This window comes from Castellaniella sp. (genome assembly GCF_034674885.1).
GTDB lineage: Bacteria > Pseudomonadota > Gammaproteobacteria > Burkholderiales > Burkholderiaceae_B > Castellaniella.
The window spans coordinates 217584-244277 of sequence record NZ_JAUCDS010000002.1; the positions used below are offsets into that span (position 1 = coordinate 217584).

Consider the following 26694-nt stretch of genomic DNA (forward strand, 5'->3'; position numbering starts at 1 on the left):
ACCTGCTTGGGGTAGTATTACATCTATCATGCCGTTCAATATCCCCATCGCTCTGACTTGGCTGCGCATTGCCATGATCCCGCTGCTCGTGGGATTGTTCTATCTGCCGGACGCCTGGACTGTGTCCGGCTGGCGTGACAGCGCGGCGGCCATCGCATTCATCGTGGCTGCCGTCACCGACTGGTTCGACGGCTATCTGGCCCGGCGCTGGAACCAGACCTCGGCCTTCGGCGCGTTCCTGGATCCTGTTGCCGACAAACTGATGGTGGTGGCGGCGCTCCTGATCCTGTTGCACCTGGGGCGGGTGGATCTCCTGATCGCCCTGGTCATCATCGGGCGCGAACTGACCATTTCCGCCCTGCGTGAATGGATGGCGAAAATCGGCGCCAGCAGCAGCGTGGCCGTCCATCGCCTGGGCAAATTCAAGACCGCCGCCCAAATGGTCGCCATTCCCTGTCTGTTGTACTGGCAGCCCATCGAAGGCATGTCCACCCGCGTCGTCGGCTCCATCCTGATCGTCGTGGCTGCCATCCTGACCGTCTGGTCGATGTGCTATTACCTGAAAAAGGCCTGGCCGGAAATCCAGCGCCGCAGCTGATCGGCTGCCTCATCCTCTATCGTCATGACTAGAAAACTCAGTCTCGCCTGCATCTGGGTCCTGGCACTCCTGTGCTATGTGGTCCCGTATCTGTTCCTGGATCGCGTCAATGCCTGGTACGGCAGCTTCCTGTTCTGGACGCTGGTCGGTGCGCTGGTGATCATCCTGAACCTGATCGCCACCCGTGATCTGCGGGGGCATGACCAATGAGCGCCACATCACTCTGGATCGGCGTCGCCGTCTACCTGGCGATCGCCATCTGCGTCGCCTGGCTGGCGCGTGATGAATCCACCAATGGCCGGTCCGTCAGCATGTCCGGTTACTTCCTGGGCGCGCGGCGTTTCGGAGGTTTCGTCTCGGCGCTCAGCTACAGCGCGACCACCTACAGCGCCTTCATGCTGGTGGGTCTGGCGGGGCTGACCTACAAGGCGGGCGTCGGGGCCTTCGGTTTTGAGATCGTGTATTTCGTGGGGGTGTCGCTGGTCGCCGTCTTCGGGCCCAAGTTCTGGCATGTGGGCAAGGCCTATGATTTCATCACGCCCAGCGAGATGCTGGGCCACCGGTACCGGAGCAAGTCCGTGGCGGTATCCACGGCGCTGACCAACTGCCTGTTCCTGATCCCCTACGCCGCCGTGCAGCTGGCTGGAGTGGGCTACCTGCTGGCCGGCATGAGCCATGGCGCCATCAGCTTCACCACCGGCACCGTGTTCGCTACGGTGGTGGCCCTGATCTTTTCGTACATTGCCGGCATGCGGTCCATCATGTGGACCGATGCCTTGCAGGCGTTGTTCATGCTGGTGTCGGCAACAGCCGTGGCCTTGCTGGTGGTGCATCAGCTGGGCGGGCTGGGCGTCATGTTCGACCGCCTCGCGCAGGCGCCGGGCGAGGTCCTCACGGTGCCCGGTCCGGGCTTCTTCTCATTTGCCACCTTCCTGGGATTGACGCTGCCCTGGTTCTTCTTCAGCCTGTCCAATCCGCAGGTCAGCCAGCGCCTGTTCATGCCCAAGGACCTGTCGGCCCTGCGGCGCATGCTGATCGGCTTCCTGTGCTTTGGCCTGATCTATACCCTGGTGTCGGTCACCTGGGGCTTCAGTGCGTTGATTGCGCTGCCTGGCCTGTCCACGCCCGATCTGGCCACCCCGCGCCTGCTGGGTTCGGACATGGTGCCGCCCATCCTGGCGGAGATCGTGATGATCGGCATCCTGGCGGCGGCGGTCTCCACCATCGATTCCATCATGCTGACCCTGTCGTCCATGCTGTCGCGCGACGTCTACGCCCATGCCCTCGGGCATCGCGACGAGGCGCGCCAGGTGCGTTTCGGCAAATGGGTGCTGGCGGTCATCGCCGTGCTGGCGCTGCTCTTCGCCGAACTGCGCCTGAATCTGATCGCGGTGCTGTCGGTGGCGGCTTCCACCGGCCTGGCGGTCGTGGTGCCGGCCATCATCGGCGCTTTCTACTGGCGGCGGGGAACGTCCGCCGGCGCGCTGACCAGTATTCTGGGCGGCAGCGCCATCGTGCTGTTCATGTTCGCGACCGGTATCCGGCCCTTGGGCCTGTCGGCCGGCGTGTGGGTCTTGCCGGTTTCCGCGCTGCTGTTCATCGGCGTCAGCCTGATGACCCGGGCGCCAGAGGCCATGGCCGACGAGTTCATGGCGGCGGCCCAGGGGGCCAGCGGCAGCCGTAGTGCCCCGTGACGCGAGCCGTCGGCCGCATGGCCGCGCCTGCGGTTCGCGGGGCGCGTGCGCCCCGGTCCGACGCCGGATGCAGTGTGCTGCCTACTGCCGCAGTGTGCGCGTCTGGCCGATGTCCTTCGGCTGGAAATTGGCCCGCCAGGGGTTGATGTCCAGACCACCGCGCCGCGTGTAGCGGGCATACACCAGCAGTTCTTCGGGCGCGCAGCGCGTCATGACTTCCCCGTAGATTTTTTCCACGCACAGTTCATGGAATTCACCGTGATGGCGTAACGACACGATGTAGCGCAGCAGGCCGGCATGGTCGATGCGCGGGCCGGCGTACTGGATCTGCAGGCTGGCCCAGTCGGGCTGGCCGGTGACGGGGCAGTTGGATTTCATCAGTTCCGACACCAGGGTTTCGCGCACGAAGGGGGCCGGTTGCGACAGGGCCAGGGTGTCGGGGGTCGGGGCATCCGCACGCGGGAAGTCGATGTCCTGGTCGTCGATGCAGGTGCCACGCAGCGGGGCGCAGCTGAGCTCGAACGCTGGCCGCACCGACAGGATCTCCACGTGGACCGGTTTGCCGCTGGCGCGGCTGAGGTCTGTCTGCAGGCGCTGCTGCGCGATTTCCGGGTAATCGAAGCGTTCTTCGTTATAGCTGTTCAGGTAGAGCTTGAAGGATTTCGATTCGATCAGGCCTGGGCTGTTGGCGGGAAACGTGAACCGCCCCATGGCCACGACGGGCCGGCCCTTCGCGTTCAGCCAGGACAGTTCGTAGGCGTTCCAGATGTCGGACCCATACGGCGCCTGGGGCAGATCCAGGCCCGCGCGCGTGTCGGCGCGGGCAATCGGAAAGAGCAGGGATGGGTCGTAGTGATCGGATCCGGTGGATTTCCGGCCCAGCGGGCTGTGTTCGAGCGAAGAAGGCTGCATGAGGTGGTTCTATGACGGTGTCGGGCGGGCGGCGGCAGGGCTCATTGTACTGCCTGCCCGATCCATATTTCATATGATGAAAACATGGTTTTGGGATGTGAAAAATCCGTGTTGCGTTGCATTGGTATGCATTTCATGATCGGGAAATTTATTTCATAACATGGAATGAAATATATAACATATTGAATATTAACAATAATATTTTCTATCTTATATAAGATATAAGTTATGTGTGCAGTGCAGCATAAGCGTAGACTGTTTCTCAACGGTTTCTTGTTTTCACCTACTCAGGAGCAACATCATGACCTCTCGCGAAACGGAAGTGCGCAATCTGCAACGCAGCTGGGCCGAAGACCCCCGCTGGCAAGGCATCAAACGGGGCTACGGCGCCGACGAAGTCGTGCGTCTGCGGGGCTCGGTGGTGGTGGAACACACCCTGGCCCGCCGGGGGGCTGACAAGCTCTGGGACCTGCTGCACACGGAAGATTACGTCAACGCCCTGGGCGCCCTGACCGGCAACCAGGCCATGCAGCAGGTCAAGGCCGGCCTGAAGGCCATCTACCTGTCGGGCTGGCAGGTGGCGGGCGATGCCAACATCGCCGGTGAAATGTACCCCGACCAGTCGCTGTATCCGGCCAATTCCGTGCCCAGCGTGGTCAAGCGCATCAACAATTCCCTGACCCGCTGCGACCAGATCCAATGGATGGAAGGCAAGAACCCAGGCGACGACGGCTACATCGATTACTATGCCCCGATCGTGGCGGATGCCGAGGCCGGTTTCGGCGGTGTGCTGAATGCCTTCGAGCTGATGAAGTCCATGATCGAGGCGGGGGCCGCCGGCGTGCACTTCGAAGACCAGCTGGCCTCTGTGAAGAAATGCGGCCACATGGGCGGCAAGGTGCTGGTGCCCACCCGGGAAGCCGTCGCCAAGCTGGTATCCGCCCGCCTGGCTGCCGACGTGCTGAACGTGCCCACGCTGCTGGTAGCCCGTACCGATGCCGAAGCCGCCGACCTGCTGACCAGCAACGTGGACGACAACGACGCGCCGTTCGTGACGGGCGAGCGCACGCTGGAAGGTTTCTACCGCACCCGCGCCGGCCTGGATCAGGCGATTTCGCGCGGCCTGGCCTACGCCCCGTACGCAGATCTGATCTGGTGCGAGACGTCGACTCCCAACCTGGAATATGCCCGCAAGTTCGCCGAGGCCGTCCACCGTCAGTTCCCGGGCAAGATGCTGGCCTACAACTGCTCGCCGTCCTTCAACTGGAAGAAGAACCTGGACGACGCCACGGTGGCGAAGTTCCAGCGCGAACTGGGCGCCATGGGCTACAAATTCCAGTTCATCACGCTGGCCGGCTTCCATGCGCTGAACTACAGCATGTTCGAACTGGCGCACGGCTATGCCCGCACGCAGATGAGCGCATTCGTGGAACTGCAGCAAAAGGAATTCGCCGCAGCCGACAAGGGCTTCACCGCCGTCAAGCACCAGCGCGAGGTGGGGGTCAGCTACTTCGACGCCGTCACGCAGACCATCGAAGGCGGCCAGTCCTCGACGACCGCGCTCAGCGGTTCGACCGAGGAAGCCCAGTTCGACGAGGCGCCCGCCGCAGCGCAGGTCGCCTGATCGGAATGGAAACTGGGTGAGCCCGGAATCGCGACGGCCCCTGCGGGCTGTTGCGAGCCTGGCGAGTCCGGGCGGCCTGCAAGCCGCAAGATGGGTGAGAGGGCACCCATGTGGTGTGCTTTGGGAAGGCGTGAGCCTTCCCTTTTTTGTTGGGCATCCGGCGGGCGAGGCCTTGAGCCCTATCGCTGCATGGATTGATCTGGGTCAAGGCCGGGGCTGGCGGGGCTGGCTATAGTCCGGCCATGCACGCTCCATCTTTGTTGTCGCCTCCGCCGCACATGACCGATGCCATGCGCCGTTCTCGTCGGCACATGTTGGCGCGCACCGGTCTGGCCTGGCTGATCATGATGCAGGTCATGATGCTGGCCTTTCCGGGGTATCTGCGTCACAACGCGCGCGCGGCAGATTCGCAGCAGGCGCTGGAACAGGCCATCGTGCTGATGAACTGGCTCAGCCTGATCCTGTGCGTGCCGCTGGTGCTGTACTGCGCCTGGCCGGTCTGGCGGGGCGCCTGGCGCAGCCTGGGCCGGGGCCGGATCGGCATGGACGTGCCGGTGGCCCTGGGCATTGTGGCCGCCTTTATCCCCAGCGTGATCGCCACATGGCGCGATGTGGGCGAGGTCTATTTCGATTCTGTGTCCATGTTCGTGGCCTTTCTGCTCACGGCCCGCTTTCTGGAACTGTGCGCCCGCCAGGCCGTGGATGCGCATCATGCTGCGGACGAGGCATTGCTGGGCCTTGCGGACCGGCTGGCGTTCTGGTTCGTCTGCGTGCAGATCCTGCTGGCCGGGTTGGTGGGCGCCTACTGGTGGCACACGCAGCCGGGGCATGCCCTGGCAGTGACGGTGGCGCTGCTGGTCATGAGTTGCCCCTGTGCCTTGTCCATGTCCGTGCCGGCCGCGCTGGCGGCCCGCCGGGCGGTGATCCTGCGCGACAGGGCAGGGCAGCCGGGCGGCCAGGGAGCCGACGGGCAATCGCCGTCGTTCGTCGATCTGGCCACACGCCGCATCGCCCGACAGAATCTGGTGGGATCCATGGCCTGGCATGTCCTGATGACGCCGCTGGCGGCATTGGGCTGGGTACAGCCCTGGCTGGCGGCCATCACCATGCTGGTGTCCTCGCTGGCGGTGGCTGCCAATGCCTGGCGCCTGGTCCGTGTTGCGCCCGGCCCCGCCGCTGGCATCGTGGCCGCCGAACCGGCCTGAGGCCAGCCATGGATGCGCTTTTCTTGTTGCTGCCGATTTCGCTGTTATTCGTTCTGGGGATCGGGGTGGCGTTCTGGTGGGCGATTTTCGCCGGTCAGTTCGACGATACCCGGGACGCGGCAAACGCCATCCTGGAAGATGATGATCGCGGGTGTTCCCGGGCCGATTGATTTATATCAAGGCTGTTTTCGGGCGCTTCAGGGATTATTCAGGTTTTCAAAAATCAATGTCTTAACCTTGTTCTGAGGGGAACGCTTATGGGCACGACCGGGCATACGGGAACACCGGCCGAAACCTTCAACTACGGCGTCGTCCGGCAGTTCACCATCGCGACGATTTTCTGGGGCGTCGTGGGGATGGCCGTCGGGGTGCTGATCGCATCGCAGCTGATCTGGCCGGAACTGAATTTCAACACGCCGTGGCTCAGCTACGGACGCCTGCGTCCGCTGCACACCAATGGGGTGATCTTCGCCTTTGGCGGCAGCGCCCTGTTCGCCACGTCCTATTACGTGGTGCAGCGCACCTGCCAGGTGCGGCTGTTCTCCGACAAGCTGGCTGCCTTCACCTTCTGGGGTTGGCAGGCCGTGCTGGTGGGCGCCGTCGTGACGCTGCCCCTGGGCTATACGTCCACCAAGGAATACGCCGAACTGGAATGGCCCATCGACATCCTGATCACGCTGGTCTGGGTGGCCTACGCCGTCGTGTTCTTCGGCACCATCGCCAAGCGCCGCGTCAAGCACATCTACGTGGCGAACTGGTTCTTCGGGTCCTACATCCTGACCATCGCCATCCTGCACATCTTCAACAACCTGGAACTGCCGGTGTCGATGTGGAAGTCGTATTCCGCCTACGCCGGGGTGCAGGACGCCATGGTGCAGTGGTGGTACGGGCATAATGCGGTGGGTTTTTTCCTGACCACCAGCTTCCTGGGCATGATGTATTACTTCGTGCCCAAGCAGGCCGGCCGTCCCATCTATTCCTACCGCCTGTCCATCGTGCACTTCTGGGCGCTGGCCTTCACCTACATGTGGGCCGGTCCGCACCACCTGCTGTATACGTCCTTGCCGGACTGGACGCAGTCCCTGGGCATGGCGTTTTCGCTGATCCTGCTGGCGCCGTCCTGGGGCGGCATGATCAACGGCATCATGACGGTGTCGGGCGCCTGGCACAAACTGCGCACCGACCCGATCCTGAAGTTCCTGGTGGTGGCGCTGTCCTTCTACGGCATGGCGACCTTCGAAGGGTCCATGATGTCGATCCGCACGGTCAACGCCCTGTCTCACTACACCGACTGGACGGTGGGCCACGTGCACGCCGGCGCCCTGGGCTGGGTGGCCATGATCACCTTCGGTTCGCTGTACTACCTGATCCCGCGTCTCTACGGTCGCGAGAGCATGGCTCGCCCGGACCTGATCAATCTGCATTTCTGGCTGGCTACGCTGGGCGTGGTGCTGTATATCGCTGCCATGTGGATCGCCGGGGTCATGCAGGGGCTGATGTGGCGCGCCACGGGCGCCGACGGCATGCTGACCTACAGCTTCGTCGAAGCCGTGAAGGCCACCTATCCCTTCTATCTCATTCGTGTGATCGGCGGTCTGTTCTTCCTGACGGGCATGTGCCTGATGGCCTGGAACACCTGGCTTACCGTGCGCGGCCAGCAGCGGGTGAATCCCCCTGTGCCGCTGGACAGCCCGGATGCGCACGCCGCCCCCGCAATTGCCGTGCCGGCATCGGCCTGAGGAGTTGACCATGTCTGGTACCAAGAAACGTTTTTCGCACGAAATGCTGGAACGCAACGTCGGTCTGCTGATCATCTTCAGCATCCTGGTGGTGTCCTTCTCCGGCCTGGTGCAGATCATCCCGCTGTTCTTCCAGCATTCCACGACCACGGCGGTCGAGGGCGTCCGGCCCTACGAAGCCCTGAGCCTGGTCGGGCGCGATGTCTACATCCGCGAGGGCTGCGTCGGCTGCCACTCGCAGCAGATCCGCAAGCTGCAGTCGGAAGTCCAGCGCTATGGCCCGTATTCCATCGCGGCGGAATCGGTCTACGACCATCCCTTCCTGTGGGGCTCCAAGCGCACCGGCCCGGACCTGGCCCGCGTGGGGCAGCGCTATTCCGATGAATGGCACCGCATCCACCTGCGCAATCCGCGCGACGTGGTCAAGGAATCGAATATGCCGGCCTACTCCTGGCTGAAGGAAAACACGGTGGAAGGCGCTGACGTTCAGGAACGCATGCGGGTCCTGCGCCGTCTTGGCGTGCCCTACACCGATGCGGAAATCGCCGCTGCGCCCGAAGCGCTGAAGGGCAAGACCGAGGAAGACGCCGTGGTCGCCTACCTGCAGGGCTTGGGCGTGGGTGGTCGTGCCGCCGCCGAACAGGCTATGCAAGATGGGGGCCAATGAGATGCTCGCCGTGATCAATGGACTGGTGACGGGGCTGGCGATGCTGACATTTGCCGGCATCGTCTGGTGGGCCTGGTCGGCGCGTCGCGCCGAGGCCAACCGACAGGCGGCGCAGCTGCCATTCGCCCTGCCCGAGGAATATCAGAACGACAAGAATGCCGGGGTGACCCATGAGTGATTTCATCAGCAGTTTCTGGAGCTATTACATTGCCGTCATCGCGCTGGGCGGTATCGTCTGGTGCGTGTACCTCCTGTTTTCCCAACGCGCCTGGCTCAAACGCGATGTCAAGGCGGTGGAAAGCACCGGCCACGTCTGGGACGGGGATCTGACGGAATTGAACAATCCCGTGCCGCGCTGGTGGACGGTGATGTACCTGTTGCTGTGCGTCTTCGCGCTGGGTTACCTGGTGCTGTATCCTGGGTTGGGCAGCAATCCGGGCACGCTGGGTTTCACGGCGGGCAAACAGGTTTTGCAGGAACAGGCGGCTCTGAACGAGCGCATCCAGCCCGTGTATGAGCGCTTCCGCGAGATGTCGATTCCGGACATTGCCCAGGACGCCCAGGCGCGCGACATCGGCCAGCGCCTGTTCCTGAATAATTGCGCGCAGTGCCACGGCTCGGATGCCAAGGGCAGCCGGGGCTTTCCCAATCTGACGGACAACGACTGGCTGTGGGGCGGTTCGCCCGAGCAGATCCAGGCGACCATCACCCAGGGACGCCACGGCGTCATGCCGCCCTGGGGCGCCATGATCAAGCCGGAAGAAGCATCGGCCATCGCCCAGTACGTGCGTTCGTTCTCCGGGCTGGCTCACGACCCCCTGCGCGTCAATGCGGGCAAGCGCGGCTTCGACACGTATTGCGTGGCCTGTCACGGCGCGGAAGGCAAGGGCAACCCCCTGGTGGGCGCCCCCAATCTGACCGATGGCGTCTGGCTGTATGGCAGTTCCGAGGCCACCATCGTCGAAACCATCCTGAATGGCCGCGACAATCAGATGCCCGCGCAGGAAACCCATCTGACCCCCGAGCAGATCCGTCTGCTGACCGGCTGGGTCTGGGGGCAATCGAACCGTTAAAAGAACCCAGAGATCATCATGCAGAAGGACACCCCCCCACAGGCCGTCGAGCAAACGCAGCGCGACGACCCGGCCTGGCAGCCCGTGCGAAGAATCCGCAAGGGCTCGGGGGGCGGCACGTCCCCGCAGGTCGAAAAGGCACTGGCCGAGGTCCGTTCCAAGATCTATCCGCGTTCGGTCCAGGGGCATTTTGCCCGCATCCGGGTGCTGATGGTCTTCCTGACCCAGGCCGTGTTCTACGGCTTGCCCTGGCTCCAGTGGAACGACCGGCAGGCCGTGCTCTTTGACCTGGGTGCGCGGAAGTTCTATCTGTTCGGCATGGTGCTGTGGCCGCAGGATGTGATCTACCTGGCGGTCTTGCTGGTGCTGTCGGCGTTTGCCCTGTTCCTGTTCACCGCCATGGCCGGGCGGCTGTTCTGCGGCTATGCCTGCCCGCAGACAGTCTATACCGAGCTGTTCATGTGGATCGAGACGCGGGTCGAAGGCGATCGCCTGGCCCGCATCCGCCTGGACGAACAGCCCTGGAACGCCCGGAAGTTGCGCCTGAAGGCCACCAAGCACGCCCTGTGGATCGTGCTGGCGCTGTGGACCGGCTATACCTTCATCGGCTATTTCGCCCCGATCCGCGACCTGGGCGCCCATCTGCTGGCCTTCGATCTGGGGCCCTGGCAGTGGTTCTGGATGCTGTTCTACGCCTTCGCCACCTGGGGCAACGCCGGCTTCATGCGCGAAGCGGTGTGCAAGTACATGTGCCCCTACGCGCGCTTCCAGAGCGTCATGGTGGACGACGACACCTTCGTCGTCACCTATGATCACGTGCGCGGCGAGCCGCGCGGCGGTCGCTCGCGCAAGATCGATCACAAAGAAGCAGGCATGGGCGATTGCGTGGACTGCAGCCTGTGCGTGCAGGTCTGTCCCACGGGCATCGATATCCGCGATGGCCTGCAGTACATGTGCATCGGTTGTGGCGCCTGTGTGGATGCCTGCGACTCCGTCATGGACAAGATGGGCTACGAGCCCGGGCTGATCCGCTATACCTCGGGCAATGCCATTACCGAACGGCTGACGCAGCCGCAGGTGCGCCGCCGCATGCTGCGTCCGCGCGTGCTGGCGTACTCGGCGCTGCTGGGGGCGATCGCCGTAGGCTTCGTCTTTTCCCTGGCCACGCGCACGACCTTGCGCGTGGACGTGATCCGCGATCGTGGGGCGCTGGGCCGGGAGGTCGCCGGCGGCCAGATCGAAAACGTCTATCGGCTGCAGATCATCAACTCGGCGGAAGAGCCCGTGGATCTGGATCTGTCGGCTACCGGCGTGCCCGGCCTGCGCCTGCAGACGGCCGATCAGGGGACGACGCAGGTGCGAGTCGAAGGCTCGTCCAACCGCCTGGTGCCCATCGTGTTGCAGGCGCCTGCCAGCGGCCTGCAGCCGGGCCTGTACGATATCCGTTTCGAAACCACCGGCACCCGCCCGGCGGGCGAGGTCACCCAGGTGGTGGAGCAGTCCAGTTTCTATGTCCCTCACTGATCAGGACGCTATCATGCCATCCGTGACACACGAGCAATTGTCCGAAGGCCGCCCCTGGTGGCGACACCGCTGGCCGTGGTTTCTGTTGCTGGGGCCGGCGGTGGCCGTCGTGGGCTGCGTCATCACCATCGTGCTGGCCGTGCAGTCGTATGGCGATCAGGAAATCCAGGACGGCGGACAGCGCCAGGGGCTGGTAGTGACGCCGCCACCCCCCGCCCAGACGGGACAATGAACAGTATCCAAATCCGGGAGAACGGCTTTGAAGGCACGCAATCTGATGTGGATCTTATGGCCCTCGTTTTTGATGGGCGCGGTGACCAGCGGGCTGGTATTCGCCCTGGTGGACCCTTTGGATCTGGTGTTTGCAGGGCGATTCCAGGCCAGCCGCCTGACGGTGTATACCCTGGGCTTCTTTCTGTTCTGGGCCACGGCGGCCCTGTCCAGCGCGCTGACCCTGCGCATCGCCCCCCGGGGCGTGGTGCTGGATGAATTCGGCGACCCGATCGACTGAGCCTTCAGCCGCAGTCCGCGCCCGACAGTTCCTGCAGACTGGTGATGTCCAGGAGATGGACTTCGCGCTGCTGGACCCGGATCAGGCCCTCGCGGGCGAACCGGGAAAACAGCCGGCTGACGGTTTCCAGCGTCAGGCCCAGGAAATTGCCGATTTCCTCGCGGCTCATGCGCAGGATGAATTCGTAAGGCGAATAGCCCAGAACCTGCAGACGCTGCGACAGATTCAGCAGGAAAGCCGCCAGGCGCTGTTCGGATCTCAGGCTGCCCAGGGCCAGCAGCTGCTGGTGCGAGCGGTTGATTTCCTTGCTCATGAGGCGGCGCAGCTGCAGATTCAGGGTCGGCAACTGCGGAGTCAGTTTATCCATTTCATCCAGGCGGATGATGCAGAGTTCCGTGTCTTCGAGGGCGATGGCGTGTGAGACCTGCTGGGCATTCATCAGGCCGTCCATGCCCAGGATTTCCCCGGGCAGCAAAAAGCCGGTGATCTGCACTTGGCCGCTCGCGTCTTCGATCTGGGTCTTGATGGATCCCGAGCGCAGGCCGTAGATGGCTTCTGCCGTGTCGCCCTGGCGATACAGCGTGCCGCCTTTGGGCAGGCGGATGCGCTCTTTGATGAGTTCATCCATTTTGACGACATCCTGGCGCGCCATGCCCAGTGGCAGGCAGATGGCGTTCAGCATACAGGTGGAACACCGGGTGGAGTCGGGGGCCACTGGGACGCGCCGAAGCGCGGATGTCCTGGAAGTCGGTCCTGGGAAGGAGGGATCAGCCGGCAAAATAAAACCTGTCGAAAGCAGTGCGAAAAGAAAAGCCCACACGTTGAACAGGATTATAAGTTCTCTGCTGAGATAATTGGGGTTTACACCATTGTTTTGTCGAATTCGTCGAAGATGTCTTGAGAATTGTCGGCTTTCCACCTAATTCCGCGTCTTCAACAGGGTTGAGGGGCGATACAGTAGAGGCACTCGATAGGGATGCCTATACTGTCGAGAACGCAAACATTTCGATATCAAACAACAATCGAGGGAACCATGGCATTGATCCGACACCTGTTGACCAGTCTGCTGCTGATCGCGGCCGGACTGGGATTCGGCCCGGCCTGGGCAGAACATGGCGCCGCCTCTCACGGCAGCCAGGACGTCACCTACAAGCCGGACGTCACCTTCACGTTGCGCACTTCGATCGCCGAAGGCAAGCTGGTCTTCATCGGCGAGCGCGGCGAAATGGAAGGCCAGGTCAATCCTGACCTGAAGGTTCCCGAGGGCGCGGTGGTACAGATCAACCTGGTAAACGGCGATGGGGCCACGCACGACATCGCGGTGCCGGAGTTCAAGGCCAAATCGGATCAGATCTCTGGCAAGAACGCCGCCACCGCCATCGTGTTCCGGGCGACGAAAAACGGTACGTTCGAATACCTGTGCACGTTGCCGGGCCACAAGGCGGCCGGCATGGTGGGGCGGATCATCGTGGGCGAACCGTCCGACGAAGTCGTCACGCAGGCGCCGCAGATCGCGCATGATCCCACCCAGGTCGGCACGCCGGTAGGCAAACGCGGCCCACAGAAGGTCACGGTCGACCTGCTGACCACGGAAGTCGAAGGCCGCCTGGGCGACAACAGCACCTATCGTTTCTGGACCTTCAACAACAAGGTCCCGGGTCCGTTCGTTCGCGTTCGGGTCGGCGATACGGTGACGATGAACATCACCAACGCCAAGGACAGCACCCACATCCACTCGATCGACCTGCATGCGGTGACCGGGCCCGGCGGTGGCGCGGCTGTCACCCAGGTGGCGCCGGGGCAGACGAAAGCCTTTACCTTCAAGGCCAATCACGTCGGGCTGTTCGTCTATCACTGCGCCACCCCCATGGTGGCCCAGCACATCACCAACGGCATGTACGGCATGATTCTGGTGGAACCCGAAGGCGGCCTGTCCAAGGTCGACCATGAGTTCTATGTCATGCAGGGCGAACTCTATACGGCCCAGGCGCATGGGGCCAGCGGGCTGCAGGAATTCTCCCTGGAGAAACTGCTGGCGGAAAATCCCGAGCACGTCATGTTCAACGGTTCCATGGACGCACTGACCAAGGTCTACAACATGACCTCCAATGTCGGCGACACGGTGCGTATCTTCTTTGGTGTGGGCGGGCCGAACCTGACGTCCAGCTTCCACATCATCGGCGAGGTCTTCGACAAGGTCTACGACCAGGCCTCCCTGACTAGCAAGCCGCTGACCGATGTGCAGACCACGCTGGTGCCGCCCGGCGGCGCGACGATGGTGGAATTCAAGACCGATTATCCGGGCCGCTACCTGCTGGTGGACCACGCCCTGTCCCGAGTGGAAAAAGGCGTGGCCGGTTTCCTGACCGTGAAGGGCAAGGCGGACCACACGATCTTCCACAGCGACGAGGCCATCGACCCGAATTCCGGGCACTGATCCACCTCTGGTCCGTCTGTTGTGCACAAGCCCCCGTAGCGTTCCTGCGGGGGCTTGTTCGTTGGAGTCTTGGTGCGGGCGGGAAAGATCTTGACCGATATAGTTCATAGGCTTATCATTTCAATTGAAATTAATTTTTGAGGACCTTGAATCAACATGGATACCAAAGTGGATGCGCAGCAGGCTTACGACCTGCGTATCTTGCGGGCGTTGCGGCGGATCACTCGCGCCGTCGCCCTGCATTCCCGGCAGCTGTCGGCTTGCAGCCACATCACAGGTCCGCAGCTCGTCTGCCTGCGCACCGTGATCGACAAGGGGCCGATGACGGCTACGGCCATCAGCCGTGAAGTCCATGTCAGTGCCAGCACGGTGGTCGGTATCCTGGATCGCCTGGAAGACAAGGGCCTGATCGTCCGCGAGCGGGGGCGGGCAGACCGCCGCATCGTCTTCGTCAGCGCGACCGACGCCGGCCGGCAATTGGCGCATGACACGCCTTCGCCGCTGCAGCAGAAGCTGGCCGATTCGCTCAAGGCGCTGCCCGAACTCGAGCAGGCCACCATCACGCTGTCGCTGGAGCGCGTCGTCGATCTGATCGAATCCGATACGGGTCTGGCGCCTGTGGCCGATCCGCAGTCGCCCATGCTGGATGTGCCGATCACCGGGGTGGCGCCCGAATCCGGGTTGGTGGTTTGATTCAAGGGTCCGACCCAGGCGATGCGCTACCAGTCCGGTTGCGCCCGCCCCGCAGGGCCGATGGACCCGCACTGCATTCCCTGGTGGCGCACTGCCCGCCGCTGGATCTCAACTCCGTCTATCTCTATCTGCTGCTGACGGAACATTTTTCCCAAACCTGCATCGTGGCCGAGGACGACCGTGGCGTCCTGGGCATGGTGTCGGCGTATCTGCCGCCTGCGCGCGACGACGTGCTGTTCGTCTGGCAGGTGGCTGTTCATCCTCGTGCACGAGGCCTGGGCCTGGGCCTGCGGATGTTGCGGCAATTGCTGCGGCGCTTCGGGATGCGCCCGGTCCGCTGGGTGGAAACCACTGTGGGGCCTGGCAATCAGGCGTCCCGGCGGTTGTTTGCCCGTCTGGCGGACCAGATGGGTGCTTCCATGCACGAGTCGGCGCTGTTCGAGGCAGCGCTGTTCGGGATCGACGCGCGTGACCATGAAGCGGAACCGCTTCTGCGTATCGGCCCGCTTTCCTTGTCGGCAGTGAAATGAGTTGCTGTCGTCTATTCGAACGTCAACAAGGAGGAACCCATGGATTTGAAAATTTTTGACCGGATGGAGTCGGAAGTCAGGGGCTACGTCCGGTCGTTTCCGGTGATATTCGCCAAAGCGAGGGGGTCGGAGCTTTTCGATGAGGCGGGACAGCGCTATATCGATTTTTTCAGCGGCGCGGGCACCCTGAATTACGGTCACAACAATCCTGTCCTGCGGAACCGGATGGTGGATTACCTGTCGTCCGACGGCGTGGTGCACGGCCTGGACATGGCCACCAGCGCAAAGAAGTACTTCCTGCAGACCGTGGACAGATTGATTCTGAAGCCGCGCGGCCTGGAATACACCCTGCAGTTCACGGGCCCGACCGGCACCAACGCGGTCGAGGCGGCCTTGAAGCTGGCGCGCCAGATCAAGGGTCGGCAGAACGTCATTTCCTTCACCCATGGTTTTCATGGGGTGTCGGGTGGATCCCTGGCTGCGACGGCCAATCAGAAGTTTCGCAAGGCCGCCGGCATGGCCCTGGGCAATACCAGCTTCATGCCGTTTGATGGCTATTTCGGGCCGGACGTCAACACCATGGCGTACCTGGAACGCATGCTCGACGATCCCAGCAGCGGCCTGGACCATCCTGCCGCCGTGATCGTGGAAACTGTCCAGGGGGAGGGCGGCGTCAACGTGGCATCCCAGCGCTGGCTGCGGGAACTGGAACGATTGTGCCGGCGGCACGACATGCTGCTGATCGTCGACGACATCCAGGTGGGCTGCGGGCGTACGGGCAGTTTCTTCAGCTTCGAGACGGCCGGCATTTCGCCCGACATCGTCACGCTGTCGAAGTCCCTGTCCGGCTTCGGACTGCCCATGTCGCTGGTGCTGTTCAAGCCCGAACTGGACATCTGGGAACCGGGCGCGCATAGCGGCACGTTCCGGGGCAATAATCTGGCCTTCGTCACGGCCGCCCAGGCGATGGAAACCTATTGGTCCGACGACGCCCTGTCGGCCAGCGTCGCCGCCAAGGAAAGCCTGGTGCGTGATTGGCTGGAAAATCTGGCGCATAGCTGCCGGGGCGCGGGGCTGGGCGTGCGCGGGCGCGGATTGATCCAGGGCCTGGTGACTCCCGTGGGCGACGACCTGGCCAATCGGATTGCGCGGCGCGCATTCGAGCAGGGCGTGGTCATCGAGACCTCTGGCGCCCATGACGAGGTATTGAAGGTCCTGCCGGCCCTGACGATTCCGTATGAACTGCTGGAACAGGGGCTGGAAGTGGTCGAACGCAGCGCCAATGAAGTCCTGGCATCGTTGGGCCGGCAGCCCCGTGTGCTGAAAGTGGCAGGAGGTCATTGATGATCGTACGTCATGTCAATGAGGTGATCGGCACAGACCAGGAGATCGTCACCGACAACTGGACCAGCCGCCGCGTGCTGCTGGCCGACGACAAGATGGGGTTTTCTTTCCACGAGACCATCATTTTCCCGGGAACGGAAACCCACATCCATTATCAGAACCACCTGGAGGCCGTGTGGTGCATCGAGGGCGACGGCGAGATCGAAACCATTGCCGACGGCCGGAAGTACGCATTGGGGCCGGGGGTGGTGTATGCGCTGGATCAGCACGACGAGCACTGGTTGCGTGGCGGCATCAAACCGTTGCGGGTGATCTGCGTCTTCAACCCGCCCCTGACGGGCCGCGAGGTGCATGACGCGTCCGGTGCCTACCCGCTGGATGAGACTGGACTGGGAATGGTCCCTGCGGACCATTCCCAGCCTGTCGAATCCGAGTCGCTTGCAAGCGACGAGGTGGAGAGCTGAAGCGGCTTGGGACCGGTCCCTGCGGCGCCTAGCCTGGCGAATTTTTGAAGGAGATTCCAACGATGAAGGATTGTTATGTATCCCGCACCGGCCGCGCTGCGGCGCTGATTGCGCGGTGCGATCCCGTCGTCTATGAAGACGGGCGCTATGCCCAGGCGCTGGAACCGGCGCAGTTGCAGGCCTATGAGCAGGACGGTTTCCTGATTCTGCAGGGTGTCTTCGACGAGGCCGAGATCGGTGCCCTGCGCGCAGAAGCCACAGCACTGGAACACGACCCCGCCGTGCGCGAAGGCGAGGAAGTCATCCGCGAGCCGGGCAGCACCGCCTTGCGGTCGATCTTCCGGGTGCACGAGCTGGGCGAGCGCCTGGCGGATCTGCCGCGCGATCCGCGCCTGCTGGATGTGGCCCGCCAGATCCTGGGATCCGAGGTCTATATCCATCAGTCACGGATCAATATGAAGCCCGCGCTGGATGGCAAGGAATTCTATTGGCATTCGGATTTCGAGACCTGGCACGTCGAAGACGGCATGCCGGCCATGCGGGCGCTCAGTTGTTCCGTGCTGCTGACGGACAACACGCCGTTCAACGGGCCCTTGATGCTGATTCCGGGCTCGCATCGGCAGTTCGTGGCCTGCGTGGGGGAGACGCCCGAGGACAACTACAGGACTTCCCTGCGCCGCCAGGAAGTCGGCGTGCCGGACCCCGTCAGCCTGCGCCTGCTGGCCGAACAAGGCGGCTTGCGTTCGGTCACTGCGCCGGCGGGCTCGGTGGTATTTTTCGATTGCAACACCCTGCATGGTTCGGGCGGCAATCTCTCGCCCTGGCCGCGCAGCAACGTGTTCATGGTCTACAACAGCGTGGACAATCGGCTGGTGGCGCCATTCCACGGCATGGCCCCCCGGCCGGAACACATCGCGGCCCGTCGTGACCCGGCTGCGCTGGCGCCGTTGGCGGTGGCCGCCTAGGCCAGGGGGGGTTAGTTGCCCCCCTGCCGGATTTCCAGAAAGCTTTTCAGGAAATCCCGGGTGCGTTCCTCCTGGGGATGGGTGAACATATCCTCGGGGGGCGCCTGTTCCACCACCACGCCCTTGTCGAAGAAACAGACCCGGTCGGAAATCTGACGGGCAAACTCCATCTCGTGCGTCACCAGCAGCATGGTCAGGTCGTGTTCTTCCGACAGGCGCCGGATCACGTTCAGCACTTCGCCCACCAGCTCCGGGTCCAGCGCGGAGGTCGGCTCGTCGAACAGCATGATGTTGGGGCGCGTGGCCAGAGCCCGGGCGATGGCTACGCGCTGCTGCTGGCCGCCGGACAGCTGGCTGGGGAATTTCTCCGCGTGGTCGGTCATGCCGACCAGGTCCAGGTATTCGTAGGCCCGCTTGCGGGCCTGATCGCGCGACAGTCCCAGGACGTGGATGGGGGATTCGGTGATGTTGCGCAGTACCGTCATGTGCGGGAACAGGTTGAACTGCTGGAACACCATGCCCATTTCCTTGCGCATCGTGCGCAGGTGGGCCTCGCTGGCGGGCACGGGATGACCCTCGCGGTATTCGTGCCACAGGGGCTTGCCGGCCACGTGGATCAGGCCGCCGTCGATTTTTTCCAGCGTCATCAGGATGCGCAGCACGGTCGACTTGCCGGATCCCGACGGGCCGATGATGGTGACCTTTTCACCCTTGGCGACCTGGAAATCCAGTTCGTTCAGGACCATGGCGTCGCCGAAGCGCTTGACGACCTTGTCCATCACGATGATCGGCGAGGCAGGGTCGGAGGCGGCGGAGTCGGCCGGCGCGTCGAAGGGAGGAGATGTGTTCGTCAAGAGTGGCTCCTGAGGCATGTGGGTGGCAGGCCGGGCGCGTGTTCAACCGCGCAGGGGGATGCCGCGCTTGGGCAGGTGTTCGTCCAGGTAGCGCACACCGGCCGAGGCGATCAGGGTGAGAATCAGGTAGAGCGCGCCCACCATGGTCAGCGGCACCATGTAGTTGAAGCTGCGGTCGCCGATGATGCGGGCCACGTTCAGCATTTCCAGGATGGACACAACGGACAGGACAGGCACGTCCTTCATGATGGAGACCAGGTAGTTGCCCAGGGCCGGAATGATGCGCGGGATGGCCTGCGGCAGGATGATGACGCCGAAGGTGCGCAGCGGGGAAATGTCCAGGGCGCGGGCGGCCTCGGTCTGGCCGTGGGTGATCGATTCCAGGCCCGCGCGGTAGACTTCCGACATATAGGCGCTGTACTGCACGCCCAGCGCCAGGGCACCCGTCAGGAAGGCCGGCAGCACCAGGCCGTATTCAGGCAACACGTAGTACAGGAAGAACAGCTGTACCAGCAGCGGGGTGTCGCGCAGGAATTCCGTCAGCAGGCGCGCCGGCCAGGCGATCACGCGCAGGCGGGCGCTCTTCAGCGCGGCCAGGACCAGGCCCAGCACTGCTCCCACCACGAAGCCCAGCAGCGTGGCTTCGATCGTCACGACCAGGCCGCGCAGCAGGATGGGCAGGATGGACCAGGCAAAGACCCAGTCGTTGGCGGTGTTCCATTCGATCCCGAAGAGCATGATCAGGTCCTCCGGCTGCGCCAGCGGCCGACACGGGTTTCCAGGACGCGCATGAGGCCCGCCAGCACCAGCGCCATGCCGAAATACATCAGCAGCAGCAAGGTATAGACGGACACGCTGTCCTGGGTGAAATTGCGGATGCGTTCAGCCTGGAAAGCCATGTCGCCCAGGCCGATCAGCGACACCAGCGCCGTGTCCTTCAGATTCTGCACGGCCAGATTGCTGAAGCTGGGCAGCATTTCCGGAACGGCCTGGGGCAGGGCGATGCGCCACAGGGTCTGCCGGGGCGTGAAATCCAGGGCTTTGGCGGCTTCGTACTGGTTGTGCGGCACTGCCTGGATGGCGCCGCGCACGATTTCGGCCCCGTAGGCACCGATGTTCAGGCTCAGCGCCAGGGTGCCGGCCACGACCGGAGGCAGGCGCAGGTCGATGCCCAGGGCCTGGCCCAGGACGGGCAGGGCGAAGAACAACCAGAACAATTGCACCAGCAGGGACGTGCCGCGAAAGATCTCGATCAGGGCGATGGAGGCCCAGCGCCACGGCAGGCTGCGCGACAGGCGCCCGATGCCGAACAGAAAGGAGAAAACCCCCCCCAGGATGGTGGAGTACAGGGTCAGTTCGATCGTGACCCTGGCCCCCACCATCAGGGGAGGCAAATAGGCGAGCCAATCCATGGTCAAAGGGGCGTTACCCCTTGCACAGCTGGGCGGTGCTGCGGTCGAAGGACTGGGCGGCATCTTCCGAGGAAAAACCATACTGGACCATGATCTTCTTCCAGTCGTCGGTCTTCTTGAAGGCCGCCAGTTCCTTGTTGACGGCGTCGCGCAGTGCCGTGGCATCCTGGGCAAAGGCGAAGCCGCCCCAGCTGCGCACCGGCTGGCCATCGACGACGGGGTCCTTGAAGTCGTGCGCGGCCTCGACCTTGCCTTTGCCCTTGGTCGCCAATTGGCTGACCGTCAGGCTGGTGGCAGCGTAGCCGTCGGCCCGGCCGGTCGAAACCGTGGAGATGGCGTCGGCGTTGCTGGAGATCGTCACGATCTGGTCGGCGGGCACTTTCAGGGCTTGCAGCATCTCCAGCTGGTCTGCGCCCGCCATGATGGCGATCTTGTTGCCCGACTGGGCGAAGCTGGCGTAGTCGTGGATGTTCTTCGGGTTGCCTTTGGCTACCAGCAGGCCTTCGCCGTACGAGCTGTCGGGCTCGGAAAACGCGATCTGCTGACAGCGCTGCGGCAGGATGGCCATTTCGGCGGCGACCATGTCGTAGCGGTCGGCCTGCAGGCCCGGAATCAGCGAGCCGAAGCTGGTCGTGGTCCATTGGACGTTCTTGATGCCCAGGGCCTGGGCGATGTGCTTGGCGACGTCAGGACCTACGCCCTTGGCCTCGCCGCTCAGGTCCATGTACCCGTAGGGGATTTCATTGGCGATGGCAATGCGGATGGTGCCGGATTTCTGGATGGCAGCCAGATCGGCGGCCTGGGCGCTTGCGGCCAGGCCCAGGGTGCAGGCCGTGATGGCGGTCAGCAGGACGGTATGTCGTGTTTTTTTCATGGGGGGTCTCCTGATTCTGTGAAGGGATCGCGGGGACGCTGGTCCGGGCGATCTTCTGTAGACAGCGTATGGATACGTATCAAATGATTCTTATGCGAACGATAGATTATAGAATCATTAGTGTAGCAATCAATTCATGAGGAATGAATTCCGGATGGATGCGGCCCCCCGGGCCTTCTTGCCTGCCCCTTTTCACTGTGCTAGGATTAGCGAATGCACTCGATCCCGTATTTCTTTTATTTTTTTACGTTTCCAAAACCGCTGGTGGAGGAAGGGAATCGCTGTACATCCAGGTAGTCAACAAATTCCCCAAAAGCCGCCGGCGCTGCCAGGCGGCTTTTTTGTTGTCGCCTCGGACATCCGGTTCATGATTGGAGCAAGACCGTGTCACACAATACCGACGATATTCGCATCCGGGAAATCCGGGAACTCGCCCCGCCCGCCCACGTGATGCGTGAATTTCCCTGCACGCCGGAGATCTCGCGCACGGTGCATGACGCCCGTCAGGCCATCCACAACGTGCTGACGGGCCAGGACGATCGGCTGGTGGTGGTGATTGGACCCTGCTCCATCCACGATACGCAGGCGGCGATGGAATATGCCCGACGCCTGAGCGAACAGCGCCAGCGCTTTTCGGCCGACCTGGAAATCGTCATGCGGGTGTATTTCGAAAAGCCGCGCACCACGGTTGGCTGGAAGGGGCTGATCAACGACCCCGGCCTGGATGGCAGCTTCGACATCAATCAGGGCCTGCGCACGGCGCGCGAGCTGCTGATCGACGTCAATGCCCTGGGCTTGCCGGCCGGTTCCGAATTCCTGGACATGATCACGCCGCAGTACATCGCCGATCTGGTGTCCTGGGGGGCCATCGGCGCCCGCACCACCGAAAGCCAGGTGCACCGCGAACTGGCGTCGGGTCTGTCCTGCCCGGTCGGTTTCAAGAACGGCACCACAGGAGACACGCGCATCGCCATCGACGCCTTGAAGGCCGCGTCCAATTCCCACTATTTCCTGTCGGTCACCAAGGGCGGCCATTCCGCCATCGTGGCCACGCGCGGCAACGAAGACTGCCACGTGATCCTGCGCGGCGGCAAGACGCCCAACTACCAGGCCGAATTCGTGCAGGCGGCTGCCGAAGCCCTGGAAAAGGCCGGCATGCGCCAGCGCATCATGGTCGATGCCAGCCATGCCAACAGCCATAAGGACTACTCTCGCCAGCCGGAAGTCGTCGAGGACATCTGCCAGCAGGTCGAAGGCGGGGATTCGCGCCTGTTCGGCGTCATGATCGAAAGCCATCTGGTGGGCGGACGCCAGGATCTGGTCGTGGGCCGCCCCTTGGTGTATGGTCAGAGCATTACCGATGGGTGCGTGGATTGGGACGTATCGGTGTCCTTGCTGGAACGCCTGGCCAGCGCTGTCCGGGCGCGCCGTCAGCGGCTGGCCCCGACGCAGGCCGCATCGGTCGGCAGCGCCGCCTGATCCCTGCCCCGCCGGCCGGTCGGCCATCGGGGCTTACTCGCCGTTTTCAGGATCGATGATGGATACTTTGTCGTTTGCGCCACAGCCGCGCCCCATGCCGGCCGGCTTTCTGGCCGCCTTGCAGGATCATTTCGGCGAGCGTTGCTCGATGGCGCAGTCCGTGCGCGACCACCATGGCCGCGACGAATCGCCGTATCCCGCCATGCTGCCCGATGCGGTGGTGTTTGCCCAATCGGTGGACGACGTGGTCTGGGTGGCGCGGCATTGTCACGCGCACGGCATCGCCCTGATCCCCTATGGGGCGGGTTCGTCATTGGAAGGCCATCTGCTGGCCGTCCAGGGCGGAGTCTGCCTGGATCTGTCGGGCATGAACCGCATCCTGAATGTGCACGCAGAAGACTTCACGGCCACGGTGCAGGCGGGCGTGACCCGCAAGCAATTGAATGAATCGCTGCGCGATACCGGCTTGTTCTTCCCCATCGATCCAGGGGCGGATGCCAGCCTGGGCGGCATGTCGGCGACCCGGGCCTCGGGCACCAATGCGGTGCGCTACGGCACCATGCGTGAAAACGTCATGTCGCTGAAGGTCGTCACGGCCGACGGCCGCGTGATCGAGACCGCCAACCGGGCGCGGAAGTCCTCGGCCGGCTACGATCTGACGCGCCTGTTCGTGGGCAGCGAGGGGACGCTGGGCATCATCGTGGAAGTCACGGTGCGCCTGTACCCCCAACCCGAAGCCATCTCAGCCGCCATCTGCAATTTTCCGGACCTGGGTTCCGCCGTGCGCAGCGTCATCGACGTGATCCAGATGGGCATTCCGGTGGCTCGGGTCGAATTCATGGATGTGGGGGCGGTGCGCGCGACCAACCGCTACAGCAACCTGACGCTGCGCGAATCGCCGCTGCTGTTGTTCGAATTTCACGGCAGCCCCGCCGCTGTGCGGGAGCAGGCCGAATCCGTGCAGCAGATCACCCGCGAGCATGGCGGGCAGGACTTCGACTGGGCAGAACGCCCCGAAGACCGCAGCCGGCTCTGGACGGCGCGGCACAATGCCTATTTCGCCGGCCTGGGGCTGAGGCCCGGTTGCCGGGCCAGCACCACGGACGTCTGCGTGCCCATTTCGAGACTCGCTGAATGCGTGGGCGAAACCGCCCAGGAACTGGACCAGGCCTCGTTTCCCTACACCATTGTCGGCCACGTCGGCGACGGCAATTTCCACGTCCTGATGCTGCTGGATCCCGATAGCTCTGCCGAATGGGCGGAATCCGAAGCGCTCAACCATCGCCTGGTGGAACGCGCCATCGCCATGGACGGCACCTGCACCGGAGAGCACGGCGTGGGCCTGCATAAACAGGTGTTCATGCAGGCCGAGCACGGCGCCGATGCGCTGGATGTCATGCGCTCGCTGAAGGCCGCGCTGGATCCGCGCAACATCCTCAATCCCGGCAAGATGCTGCCGCCCGCAGCCTGAACCCATAGGATCTTTCATGGACCTCGCTTCTCCGGTAGCTGCAGCGCAGGCCGTCGTGCCCGATTTCCCCGGCTTCCTGGCCCGTATCGGCGCCGATCTGCCGGCCCACTGCATCCTGACCCGCGTGGATCAGACCCGCGCCTACGAATGCGACGGGCTGTCCCTGTATCGCGAACTGCCGCCCGTCGTGGTGCTGCCCGAAAACGAGGCCCAGGTCATTGCGCTGTTGCAGGCCTGCCGCGAACACAATGTGCCGGTCGTCCCGCGGGGTTCGGGTACGGGCCTGTCCGGAGGGGCCACCCCGCATCCGCAGGGCGTGGTGATCGGCCTGGCGAAACTCAACCACATCGTGCGGCTGGATCCGCAGTCCTGCACTGCCGTGGTCGGCCCTGGCGTACGCAATCTGGCGATCTCCGAGGCCGCCGCGCCGCACGGCCTGTACTACGCGCCCGACCCGTCCAGCCAGATCGCCTGTTCGATCGGCGGCAACGTGGCCGAGAATTCCGGCGGTGTGCACTGCCTGAAATACGGCCTGACCGTGCACAATGTCCTGCGGGTGCGCATGGTCACCATCGAAGGCGAAGTCATCGAGCTGGGTGGCGAGGCCCCCGACACCCCCGGCCTGAACCTGCTGCAGTCGTTCATCGGGTCCGAGGGCATGCTGGGCCTGGTGACGGAAGTCACGGTGCGCCTGATTCCCAGCCCGCAGCTGGCGCGGGTCGTGATGGCCAGCTTCCCCAGCGTCGAACTGGCCGGGCAGGGCGTGACGCGCATCATTGCCGACGGCATCATTCCGGCCGGCCTGGAACTGATGGACAAGCGTTCCGTGCATATGGTCGAACCCTTTGTGCAGGCCGGCTACGACCTGGAGGCCGAAGCCATCCTGCTGTGTGAATCCGACGGCACGCCCGACGAGGTCGCCGAGGAAATCAGCCGGGTCGAGACCTTGTTGCGCGAAGTCGGCGCCACCCGCCTGCAAGTCTCCACATCCGAGGCCGAGCGCCTGAAGTTCTGGGCAGGACGCAAGAACGCCTTCCCGGCTGCGGGGCGCATCTCGCCCGACTACTACTGCATGGACGGCACCATTCCGCGTCGCCACCTGGGGCGGGTGTTGGGCGCCATCGCCCAGATGGAAACCGAATTCGGCCTGCGCTGCTCGAACGTCTTCCATGCCGGAGACGGCAATCTGCATCCCCTGATCCTGTTCGATGCCAACCAGCCCGACGAGGTCGAGCGCGCCGAGGCCTTCGGCGCCGCCATTCTGGAACTCTGCGTCGAGGTCGGCGGCACGATCACGGGTGAACACGGCGTGGGCATCGAGAAGATCAACCAGATGTGCACCCAGTTTTCCCGCGAGGAACTGGATGCCTTCTCGGCCTTCAAGCGCGCCTTCGATCCCTACGGCCTGCTCAATCCCCTGAAGCTGATTCCCACGCTGGTGCGCTGCGCCGAGTACGGGAAAATGCACGTGCATCAGGGCGAACTGCGCTTTCCCGACATCCCCCGTTTTTGAAGTGATCCTATGGAATTTGTCCTGTCTGAACTGAGCGAACAGGTGGTCACGGCGCGGGCCGCCAAGAAATCCCTCATGATCCGGGGGGGAGGCACGCGGCTGTTCTACGGCGAACCGGCGCCCGAGGATGACGCAGCCAGCTGGCTGGATGTCTCGGCCTATCAGGGCGTGATCGGCTACGAGCCGTCCGAACTGGTGCTGACGGCCCGGGCGGGTACGCCCTTGGCGCAGGTCGAGGCGCTGCTGGCCGAGCAGGACCAGATGCTGGCCTTCGAGCCGCCGCGTTTTGGCGCCGCCGGCACGCTGGGCGGTTGCGTGGCTGCCGGCCTGTCGGGCCCGCGCCGCATGGCAGCTGGCGCCCTGGCGGATTTCGTCCTGGGCACTCGGCTGCTCAATGCGGACGGCAACGTGCTGCGCTTTGGCGGCGAGGTCATGAAGAACGTCGCGGGGTACGACGTGTCCCGGCTGTTGGCCGGGTCCCTGGGAGTACTGGGCGTCCTGATGGAAGTGTCCATCAAGGTCATGCCTCGGCCGCGCAGCGAGGCCACTCGGGTCCTGGAACTCGACGAGGCGGGAGCCTTGCGCCAATGCCTGCAGTGGCGTGCCCGGCCGATGCCGGTGTCGGCCACCGCCTGGGTGCCTGGCGATAGGGTGGGGGCAGGGCGCCTGATGGTCCGTCTGTCGGGCAATGAATCGGCCGTGCGCCAGGGCCAGGATGCCATTGGCGGCGAGGCCGTGCCCGGCGATCAGGCCCAGGCATTCTGGCTGAGCCTGCGCGATCAGACCCATGCATTTTTCCAGCAGCGGCCCCTGTGGCGGCTGAGCCTGCCGCCGCGCGTGCCGGCCCTGGACCTGGGGCCGGCCCTGCACGAATGGGGCGGCGGCCTGCGCTGGCTGGCCGGCGACCAGGATGCCGCTGCCTTGCGGGCCCGAGTGCAGGCTTTGGGCGGTTCTGCCTGTCTGTACCATCGTGGCGGGGTGTCCCGCGACGTGACGACCTTTCATCCTCTGGCGGCCGGTGTGATGCAGATTCACCGGCGGCTGAAACAGGAATTCGACCCCAGCTGCGTCTTCAACCCGCGCCGCCTGGTGCCGGAATTCTAAGGATCCA

General features: G+C 63.7%; 28 protein-coding genes and 1 pseudogene. 23 read left to right on the forward strand and 6 right to left on the reverse strand.

The window, feature by feature from the left end; all coding sequences use genetic code 11:
- The first annotated feature begins 28 nt into the window (after nt 1-28).
- The 3 genes from pgsA to VDP74_RS02695 are packed head-to-tail and all read left to right on the forward strand — an operon-like array spanning nt 29 to nt 2292.
- Entirely contained in the window at nt 29-598 is a 570-nt protein-coding gene (gene pgsA, locus VDP74_RS02685; protein ID WP_322998075.1) for a CDP-diacylglycerol--glycerol-3-phosphate 3-phosphatidyltransferase, read from the forward strand.
- A gap of 24 nt (nt 599-622) precedes the next feature.
- Nucleotides 623-808, forward strand: coding sequence for a hypothetical protein (locus VDP74_RS02690; RefSeq protein WP_322998076.1), 186 nt, complete (start codon nt 623-625; stop codon nt 806-808).
- Complete coding sequence (locus VDP74_RS02695) at nt 805-2292, forward strand: sodium:solute symporter family protein (RefSeq protein ID WP_322998077.1); 1488 nt, start codon at nt 805-807, stop codon at nt 2290-2292. The genes VDP74_RS02690 and VDP74_RS02695 overlap by 4 nt, the downstream gene beginning before the upstream one ends.
- 81 nt (nt 2293-2373) lie before the next feature.
- On the opposite strand, the gene queF is transcribed toward VDP74_RS02695, so the two are convergent.
- Complete coding sequence (gene queF, locus VDP74_RS02700; RefSeq protein ID WP_322998078.1) at nt 2374-3204, reverse strand: NADPH-dependent 7-cyano-7-deazaguanine reductase QueF; 831 nt, start codon at nt 3202-3204, stop codon at nt 2374-2376.
- Nucleotides 3205-3505: 301 nt separating this feature from the next.
- On the opposite strand from queF, the gene aceA reads away from it, so the two are divergent.
- The 10 genes from aceA (at nt 3506) to VDP74_RS02750 (ending at nt 11547) form a co-directional block, all read left to right on the forward strand.
- On the forward strand, nt 3506-4828 hold the full coding sequence (gene aceA / locus VDP74_RS02705) for an isocitrate lyase (RefSeq protein WP_322998079.1): 1323 nt from the start codon (nt 3506-3508) through the stop codon (nt 4826-4828).
- A gap of 242 nt (nt 4829-5070) precedes the next feature.
- Nucleotides 5071-6033: a hypothetical protein gene (locus VDP74_RS02710; RefSeq protein ID WP_322998080.1), complete on the forward strand. Its 963-nt coding sequence runs from the start codon at nt 5071-5073 to the stop codon at nt 6031-6033.
- A gap of 8 nt (nt 6034-6041) precedes the next feature.
- Nucleotides 6042-6203, forward strand: a complete 162-nt coding sequence (ccoS, locus tag VDP74_RS02715; RefSeq protein WP_322998081.1) for a cbb3-type cytochrome oxidase assembly protein CcoS — start codon at nt 6042-6044, stop codon at nt 6201-6203.
- An 87-nt stretch (nt 6204-6290) separates the two neighbouring features.
- Nucleotides 6291-7772: a cytochrome-c oxidase, cbb3-type subunit I gene (gene ccoN / locus VDP74_RS02720; RefSeq protein WP_322998082.1), complete on the forward strand. Its 1482-nt coding sequence runs from the start codon at nt 6291-6293 to the stop codon at nt 7770-7772.
- 10 nt (nt 7773-7782) lie between these two features.
- Nucleotides 7783-8439, forward strand: a complete 657-nt coding sequence (gene ccoO / locus VDP74_RS02725) for a cytochrome-c oxidase, cbb3-type subunit II (RefSeq protein ID WP_322998083.1) — start codon at nt 7783-7785, stop codon at nt 8437-8439.
- A gap of 1 nt (nt 8440) precedes the next feature.
- Nucleotides 8441-8617, forward strand: coding sequence for a CcoQ/FixQ family Cbb3-type cytochrome c oxidase assembly chaperone (locus VDP74_RS02730; RefSeq protein ID WP_322998084.1), 177 nt, complete (start codon nt 8441-8443; stop codon nt 8615-8617).
- Nucleotides 8610-9512, forward strand: coding sequence for a cytochrome-c oxidase, cbb3-type subunit III (ccoP, locus tag VDP74_RS02735; RefSeq protein WP_322998085.1), 903 nt, complete (start codon nt 8610-8612; stop codon nt 9510-9512). The genes VDP74_RS02730 and ccoP overlap by 8 nt, the downstream gene beginning before the upstream one ends.
- 18 nt (nt 9513-9530) lie before the next feature.
- A complete protein-coding gene (gene ccoG, locus VDP74_RS02740) occupies nt 9531-11036 on the forward strand; it encodes a cytochrome c oxidase accessory protein CcoG (RefSeq protein WP_322998086.1) in 1506 nt (501 codons plus the stop codon).
- Between the two features lie 13 nt (nt 11037-11049).
- Entirely contained in the window at nt 11050-11268 is a 219-nt protein-coding gene (locus VDP74_RS02745; protein WP_322998087.1) for a FixH family protein, read from the forward strand.
- Nucleotides 11269-11295: 27 nt separating this feature from the next.
- Complete coding sequence (locus VDP74_RS02750) at nt 11296-11547, forward strand: hypothetical protein (RefSeq protein ID WP_322998088.1); 252 nt, start codon at nt 11296-11298, stop codon at nt 11545-11547.
- A gap of 4 nt (nt 11548-11551) precedes the next feature.
- Here VDP74_RS02750 and VDP74_RS02755 read toward each other — a convergent pair whose 3' ends face one another.
- Nucleotides 11552-12229, reverse strand: coding sequence for a helix-turn-helix domain-containing protein (locus VDP74_RS02755; protein WP_322998089.1), 678 nt, complete (start codon nt 12227-12229; stop codon nt 11552-11554).
- 351 nt (nt 12230-12580) lie between these two features.
- On the opposite strand from VDP74_RS02755, the gene nirK reads away from it, so the two are divergent.
- The 6 genes and pseudogenes from nirK to thpD all read left to right on the forward strand — a co-directional run bounded on the left by nirK (nt 12581) and on the right by thpD (nt 17980).
- A complete protein-coding gene (gene nirK, locus VDP74_RS02760) occupies nt 12581-13984 on the forward strand; it encodes a copper-containing nitrite reductase (protein WP_322998090.1) in 1404 nt (467 codons plus the stop codon).
- A 156-nt stretch (nt 13985-14140) separates the two neighbouring features.
- Entirely contained in the window at nt 14141-14677 is a 537-nt protein-coding gene (locus tag VDP74_RS02765; protein WP_322998091.1) for a MarR family transcriptional regulator, read from the forward strand.
- Nucleotides 14659-15207, forward strand: a complete 549-nt coding sequence (gene ectA / locus VDP74_RS02770; RefSeq protein ID WP_416232920.1) for a diaminobutyrate acetyltransferase — start codon at nt 14659-14661, stop codon at nt 15205-15207. Before VDP74_RS02765 ends, ectA begins: the two co-directional genes overlap by 19 nt.
- A 39-nt stretch (nt 15208-15246) precedes the next feature.
- Nucleotides 15247-16551, forward strand: coding sequence for a diaminobutyrate--2-oxoglutarate transaminase (gene ectB / locus VDP74_RS02775; protein ID WP_322998092.1), 1305 nt, complete (start codon nt 15247-15249; stop codon nt 16549-16551).
- Nucleotides 16551-16934 (forward strand): annotated as a pseudogene (locus tag VDP74_RS02780) (ectoine synthase); the annotation flags it as partial. The gene ectB and the pseudogene VDP74_RS02780, both read left to right, overlap by 1 nt.
- Nucleotides 16935-17077: 143 nt before the next feature.
- Nucleotides 17078-17980, forward strand: a complete 903-nt coding sequence (gene thpD / locus VDP74_RS02785; RefSeq protein ID WP_322998094.1) for an ectoine hydroxylase — start codon at nt 17078-17080, stop codon at nt 17978-17980.
- Nucleotides 17981-17991: 11 nt separating this feature from the next.
- Here the strand turns inward: thpD and ehuA are convergent, their stop codons facing one another.
- From ehuA to ehuB, 4 genes are all read right to left on the reverse strand, one after another.
- Nucleotides 17992-18759 (reverse strand): ectoine/hydroxyectoine ABC transporter ATP-binding protein EhuA, encoded by a 768-nt coding sequence (gene ehuA, locus VDP74_RS02790; RefSeq protein ID WP_322998154.1) that lies wholly within the window; start codon nt 18757-18759, stop codon nt 17992-17994.
- A gap of 117 nt (nt 18760-18876) precedes the next feature.
- Nucleotides 18877-19572, reverse strand: a complete 696-nt coding sequence (gene ehuD, locus VDP74_RS02795; RefSeq protein ID WP_322998095.1) for an ectoine/hydroxyectoine ABC transporter permease subunit EhuD — start codon at nt 19570-19572, stop codon at nt 18877-18879.
- Between the two features lie 2 nt (nt 19573-19574).
- A complete protein-coding gene (ehuC, locus tag VDP74_RS02800) occupies nt 19575-20246 on the reverse strand; it encodes an ectoine/hydroxyectoine ABC transporter permease subunit EhuC (protein WP_322998096.1) in 672 nt (223 codons plus the stop codon).
- A gap of 13 nt (nt 20247-20259) precedes the next feature.
- Nucleotides 20260-21120: an ectoine/hydroxyectoine ABC transporter substrate-binding protein EhuB gene (gene ehuB, locus VDP74_RS02805; RefSeq protein ID WP_322998097.1), complete on the reverse strand. Its 861-nt coding sequence runs from the start codon at nt 21118-21120 to the stop codon at nt 20260-20262.
- Between the two features lie 384 nt (nt 21121-21504).
- Between ehuB and aroG the strand changes: the two genes are divergently transcribed.
- From aroG to glcE, 4 genes are read left to right on the forward strand one after another with little or no spacing between them, the layout of a single operon-like run.
- Nucleotides 21505-22599: a 3-deoxy-7-phosphoheptulonate synthase AroG gene (aroG, locus tag VDP74_RS02810; RefSeq protein WP_322998098.1), complete on the forward strand. Its 1095-nt coding sequence runs from the start codon at nt 21505-21507 to the stop codon at nt 22597-22599.
- A 58-nt stretch (nt 22600-22657) separates the two neighbouring features.
- Entirely contained in the window at nt 22658-24070 is a 1413-nt protein-coding gene (locus VDP74_RS02815) for an FAD-binding oxidoreductase (RefSeq protein ID WP_322998099.1), read from the forward strand.
- 16 nt (nt 24071-24086) lie between these two features.
- Nucleotides 24087-25583 carry an FAD-linked oxidase C-terminal domain-containing protein gene (locus VDP74_RS02820; RefSeq protein ID WP_322998100.1) on the forward strand — a complete coding sequence of 499 codons (1497 nt, stop codon included), beginning with the start codon at nt 24087-24089 and terminating at the stop codon, nt 25581-25583.
- 9 nt (nt 25584-25592) lie between these two features.
- Nucleotides 25593-26687 carry a glycolate oxidase subunit GlcE gene (gene glcE, locus VDP74_RS02825; RefSeq protein WP_322998101.1) on the forward strand — a complete coding sequence of 365 codons (1095 nt, stop codon included), beginning with the start codon at nt 25593-25595 and terminating at the stop codon, nt 26685-26687.
- Nucleotides 26688-26694: the final 7 nt, after the last annotated feature.

Coding starts and splice junctions, on each gene's coding strand:
- pgsA (WP_322998075.1), top strand. CDS start 29: ATGCCGTTCAATATCCCCATCGCTCTGACTTGGCTGCGCATTGCCATG.
- VDP74_RS02690 (WP_322998076.1), top strand. CDS start 623: ATGACTAGAAAACTCAGTCTCGCCTGCATCTGGGTCCTGGCACTCCTG.
- VDP74_RS02695 (WP_322998077.1), top strand. CDS start 805: ATGAGCGCCACATCACTCTGGATCGGCGTCGCCGTCTACCTGGCGATC.
- queF (WP_322998078.1), bottom strand. CDS start 3,204: ATGCAGCCTTCTTCGCTCGAACACAGCCCGCTGGGCCGGAAATCCACC.
- aceA (WP_322998079.1), top strand. CDS start 3,506: ATGACCTCTCGCGAAACGGAAGTGCGCAATCTGCAACGCAGCTGGGCC.
- VDP74_RS02710 (WP_322998080.1), top strand. CDS start 5,071: ATGCACGCTCCATCTTTGTTGTCGCCTCCGCCGCACATGACCGATGCC.
- ccoS (WP_322998081.1), top strand. CDS start 6,042: ATGGATGCGCTTTTCTTGTTGCTGCCGATTTCGCTGTTATTCGTTCTG.
- ccoN (WP_322998082.1), top strand. CDS start 6,291: ATGGGCACGACCGGGCATACGGGAACACCGGCCGAAACCTTCAACTAC.
- ccoO (WP_322998083.1), top strand. CDS start 7,783: ATGTCTGGTACCAAGAAACGTTTTTCGCACGAAATGCTGGAACGCAAC.
- VDP74_RS02730 (WP_322998084.1), top strand. CDS start 8,441: ATGCTCGCCGTGATCAATGGACTGGTGACGGGGCTGGCGATGCTGACA.
- ccoP (WP_322998085.1), top strand. CDS start 8,610: ATGAGTGATTTCATCAGCAGTTTCTGGAGCTATTACATTGCCGTCATC.
- ccoG (WP_322998086.1), top strand. CDS start 9,531: ATGCAGAAGGACACCCCCCCACAGGCCGTCGAGCAAACGCAGCGCGAC.
- VDP74_RS02745 (WP_322998087.1), top strand. CDS start 11,050: ATGCCATCCGTGACACACGAGCAATTGTCCGAAGGCCGCCCCTGGTGG.
- VDP74_RS02755 (WP_322998089.1), bottom strand. CDS start 12,229: ATGCTGAACGCCATCTGCCTGCCACTGGGCATGGCGCGCCAGGATGTC.
- nirK (WP_322998090.1), top strand. CDS start 12,581: ATGGCATTGATCCGACACCTGTTGACCAGTCTGCTGCTGATCGCGGCC.
- VDP74_RS02765 (WP_322998091.1), top strand. CDS start 14,141: ATGGATACCAAAGTGGATGCGCAGCAGGCTTACGACCTGCGTATCTTG.
- ectB (WP_322998092.1), top strand. CDS start 15,247: ATGGATTTGAAAATTTTTGACCGGATGGAGTCGGAAGTCAGGGGCTAC.
- thpD (WP_322998094.1), top strand. CDS start 17,078: ATGAAGGATTGTTATGTATCCCGCACCGGCCGCGCTGCGGCGCTGATT.
- ehuA (WP_322998154.1), bottom strand. CDS start 18,759: ATGGACAAGGTCGTCAAGCGCTTCGGCGACGCCATGGTCCTGAACGAA.
- ehuD (WP_322998095.1), bottom strand. CDS start 19,572: ATGCTCTTCGGGATCGAATGGAACACCGCCAACGACTGGGTCTTTGCC.
- ehuC (WP_322998096.1), bottom strand. CDS start 20,246: ATGGATTGGCTCGCCTATTTGCCTCCCCTGATGGTGGGGGCCAGGGTC.
- ehuB (WP_322998097.1), bottom strand. CDS start 21,120: ATGAAAAAAACACGACATACCGTCCTGCTGACCGCCATCACGGCCTGC.
- VDP74_RS02815 (WP_322998099.1), top strand. CDS start 22,658: ATGGATACTTTGTCGTTTGCGCCACAGCCGCGCCCCATGCCGGCCGGC.
- VDP74_RS02820 (WP_322998100.1), top strand. CDS start 24,087: ATGGACCTCGCTTCTCCGGTAGCTGCAGCGCAGGCCGTCGTGCCCGAT.
- glcE (WP_322998101.1), top strand. CDS start 25,593: ATGGAATTTGTCCTGTCTGAACTGAGCGAACAGGTGGTCACGGCGCGG.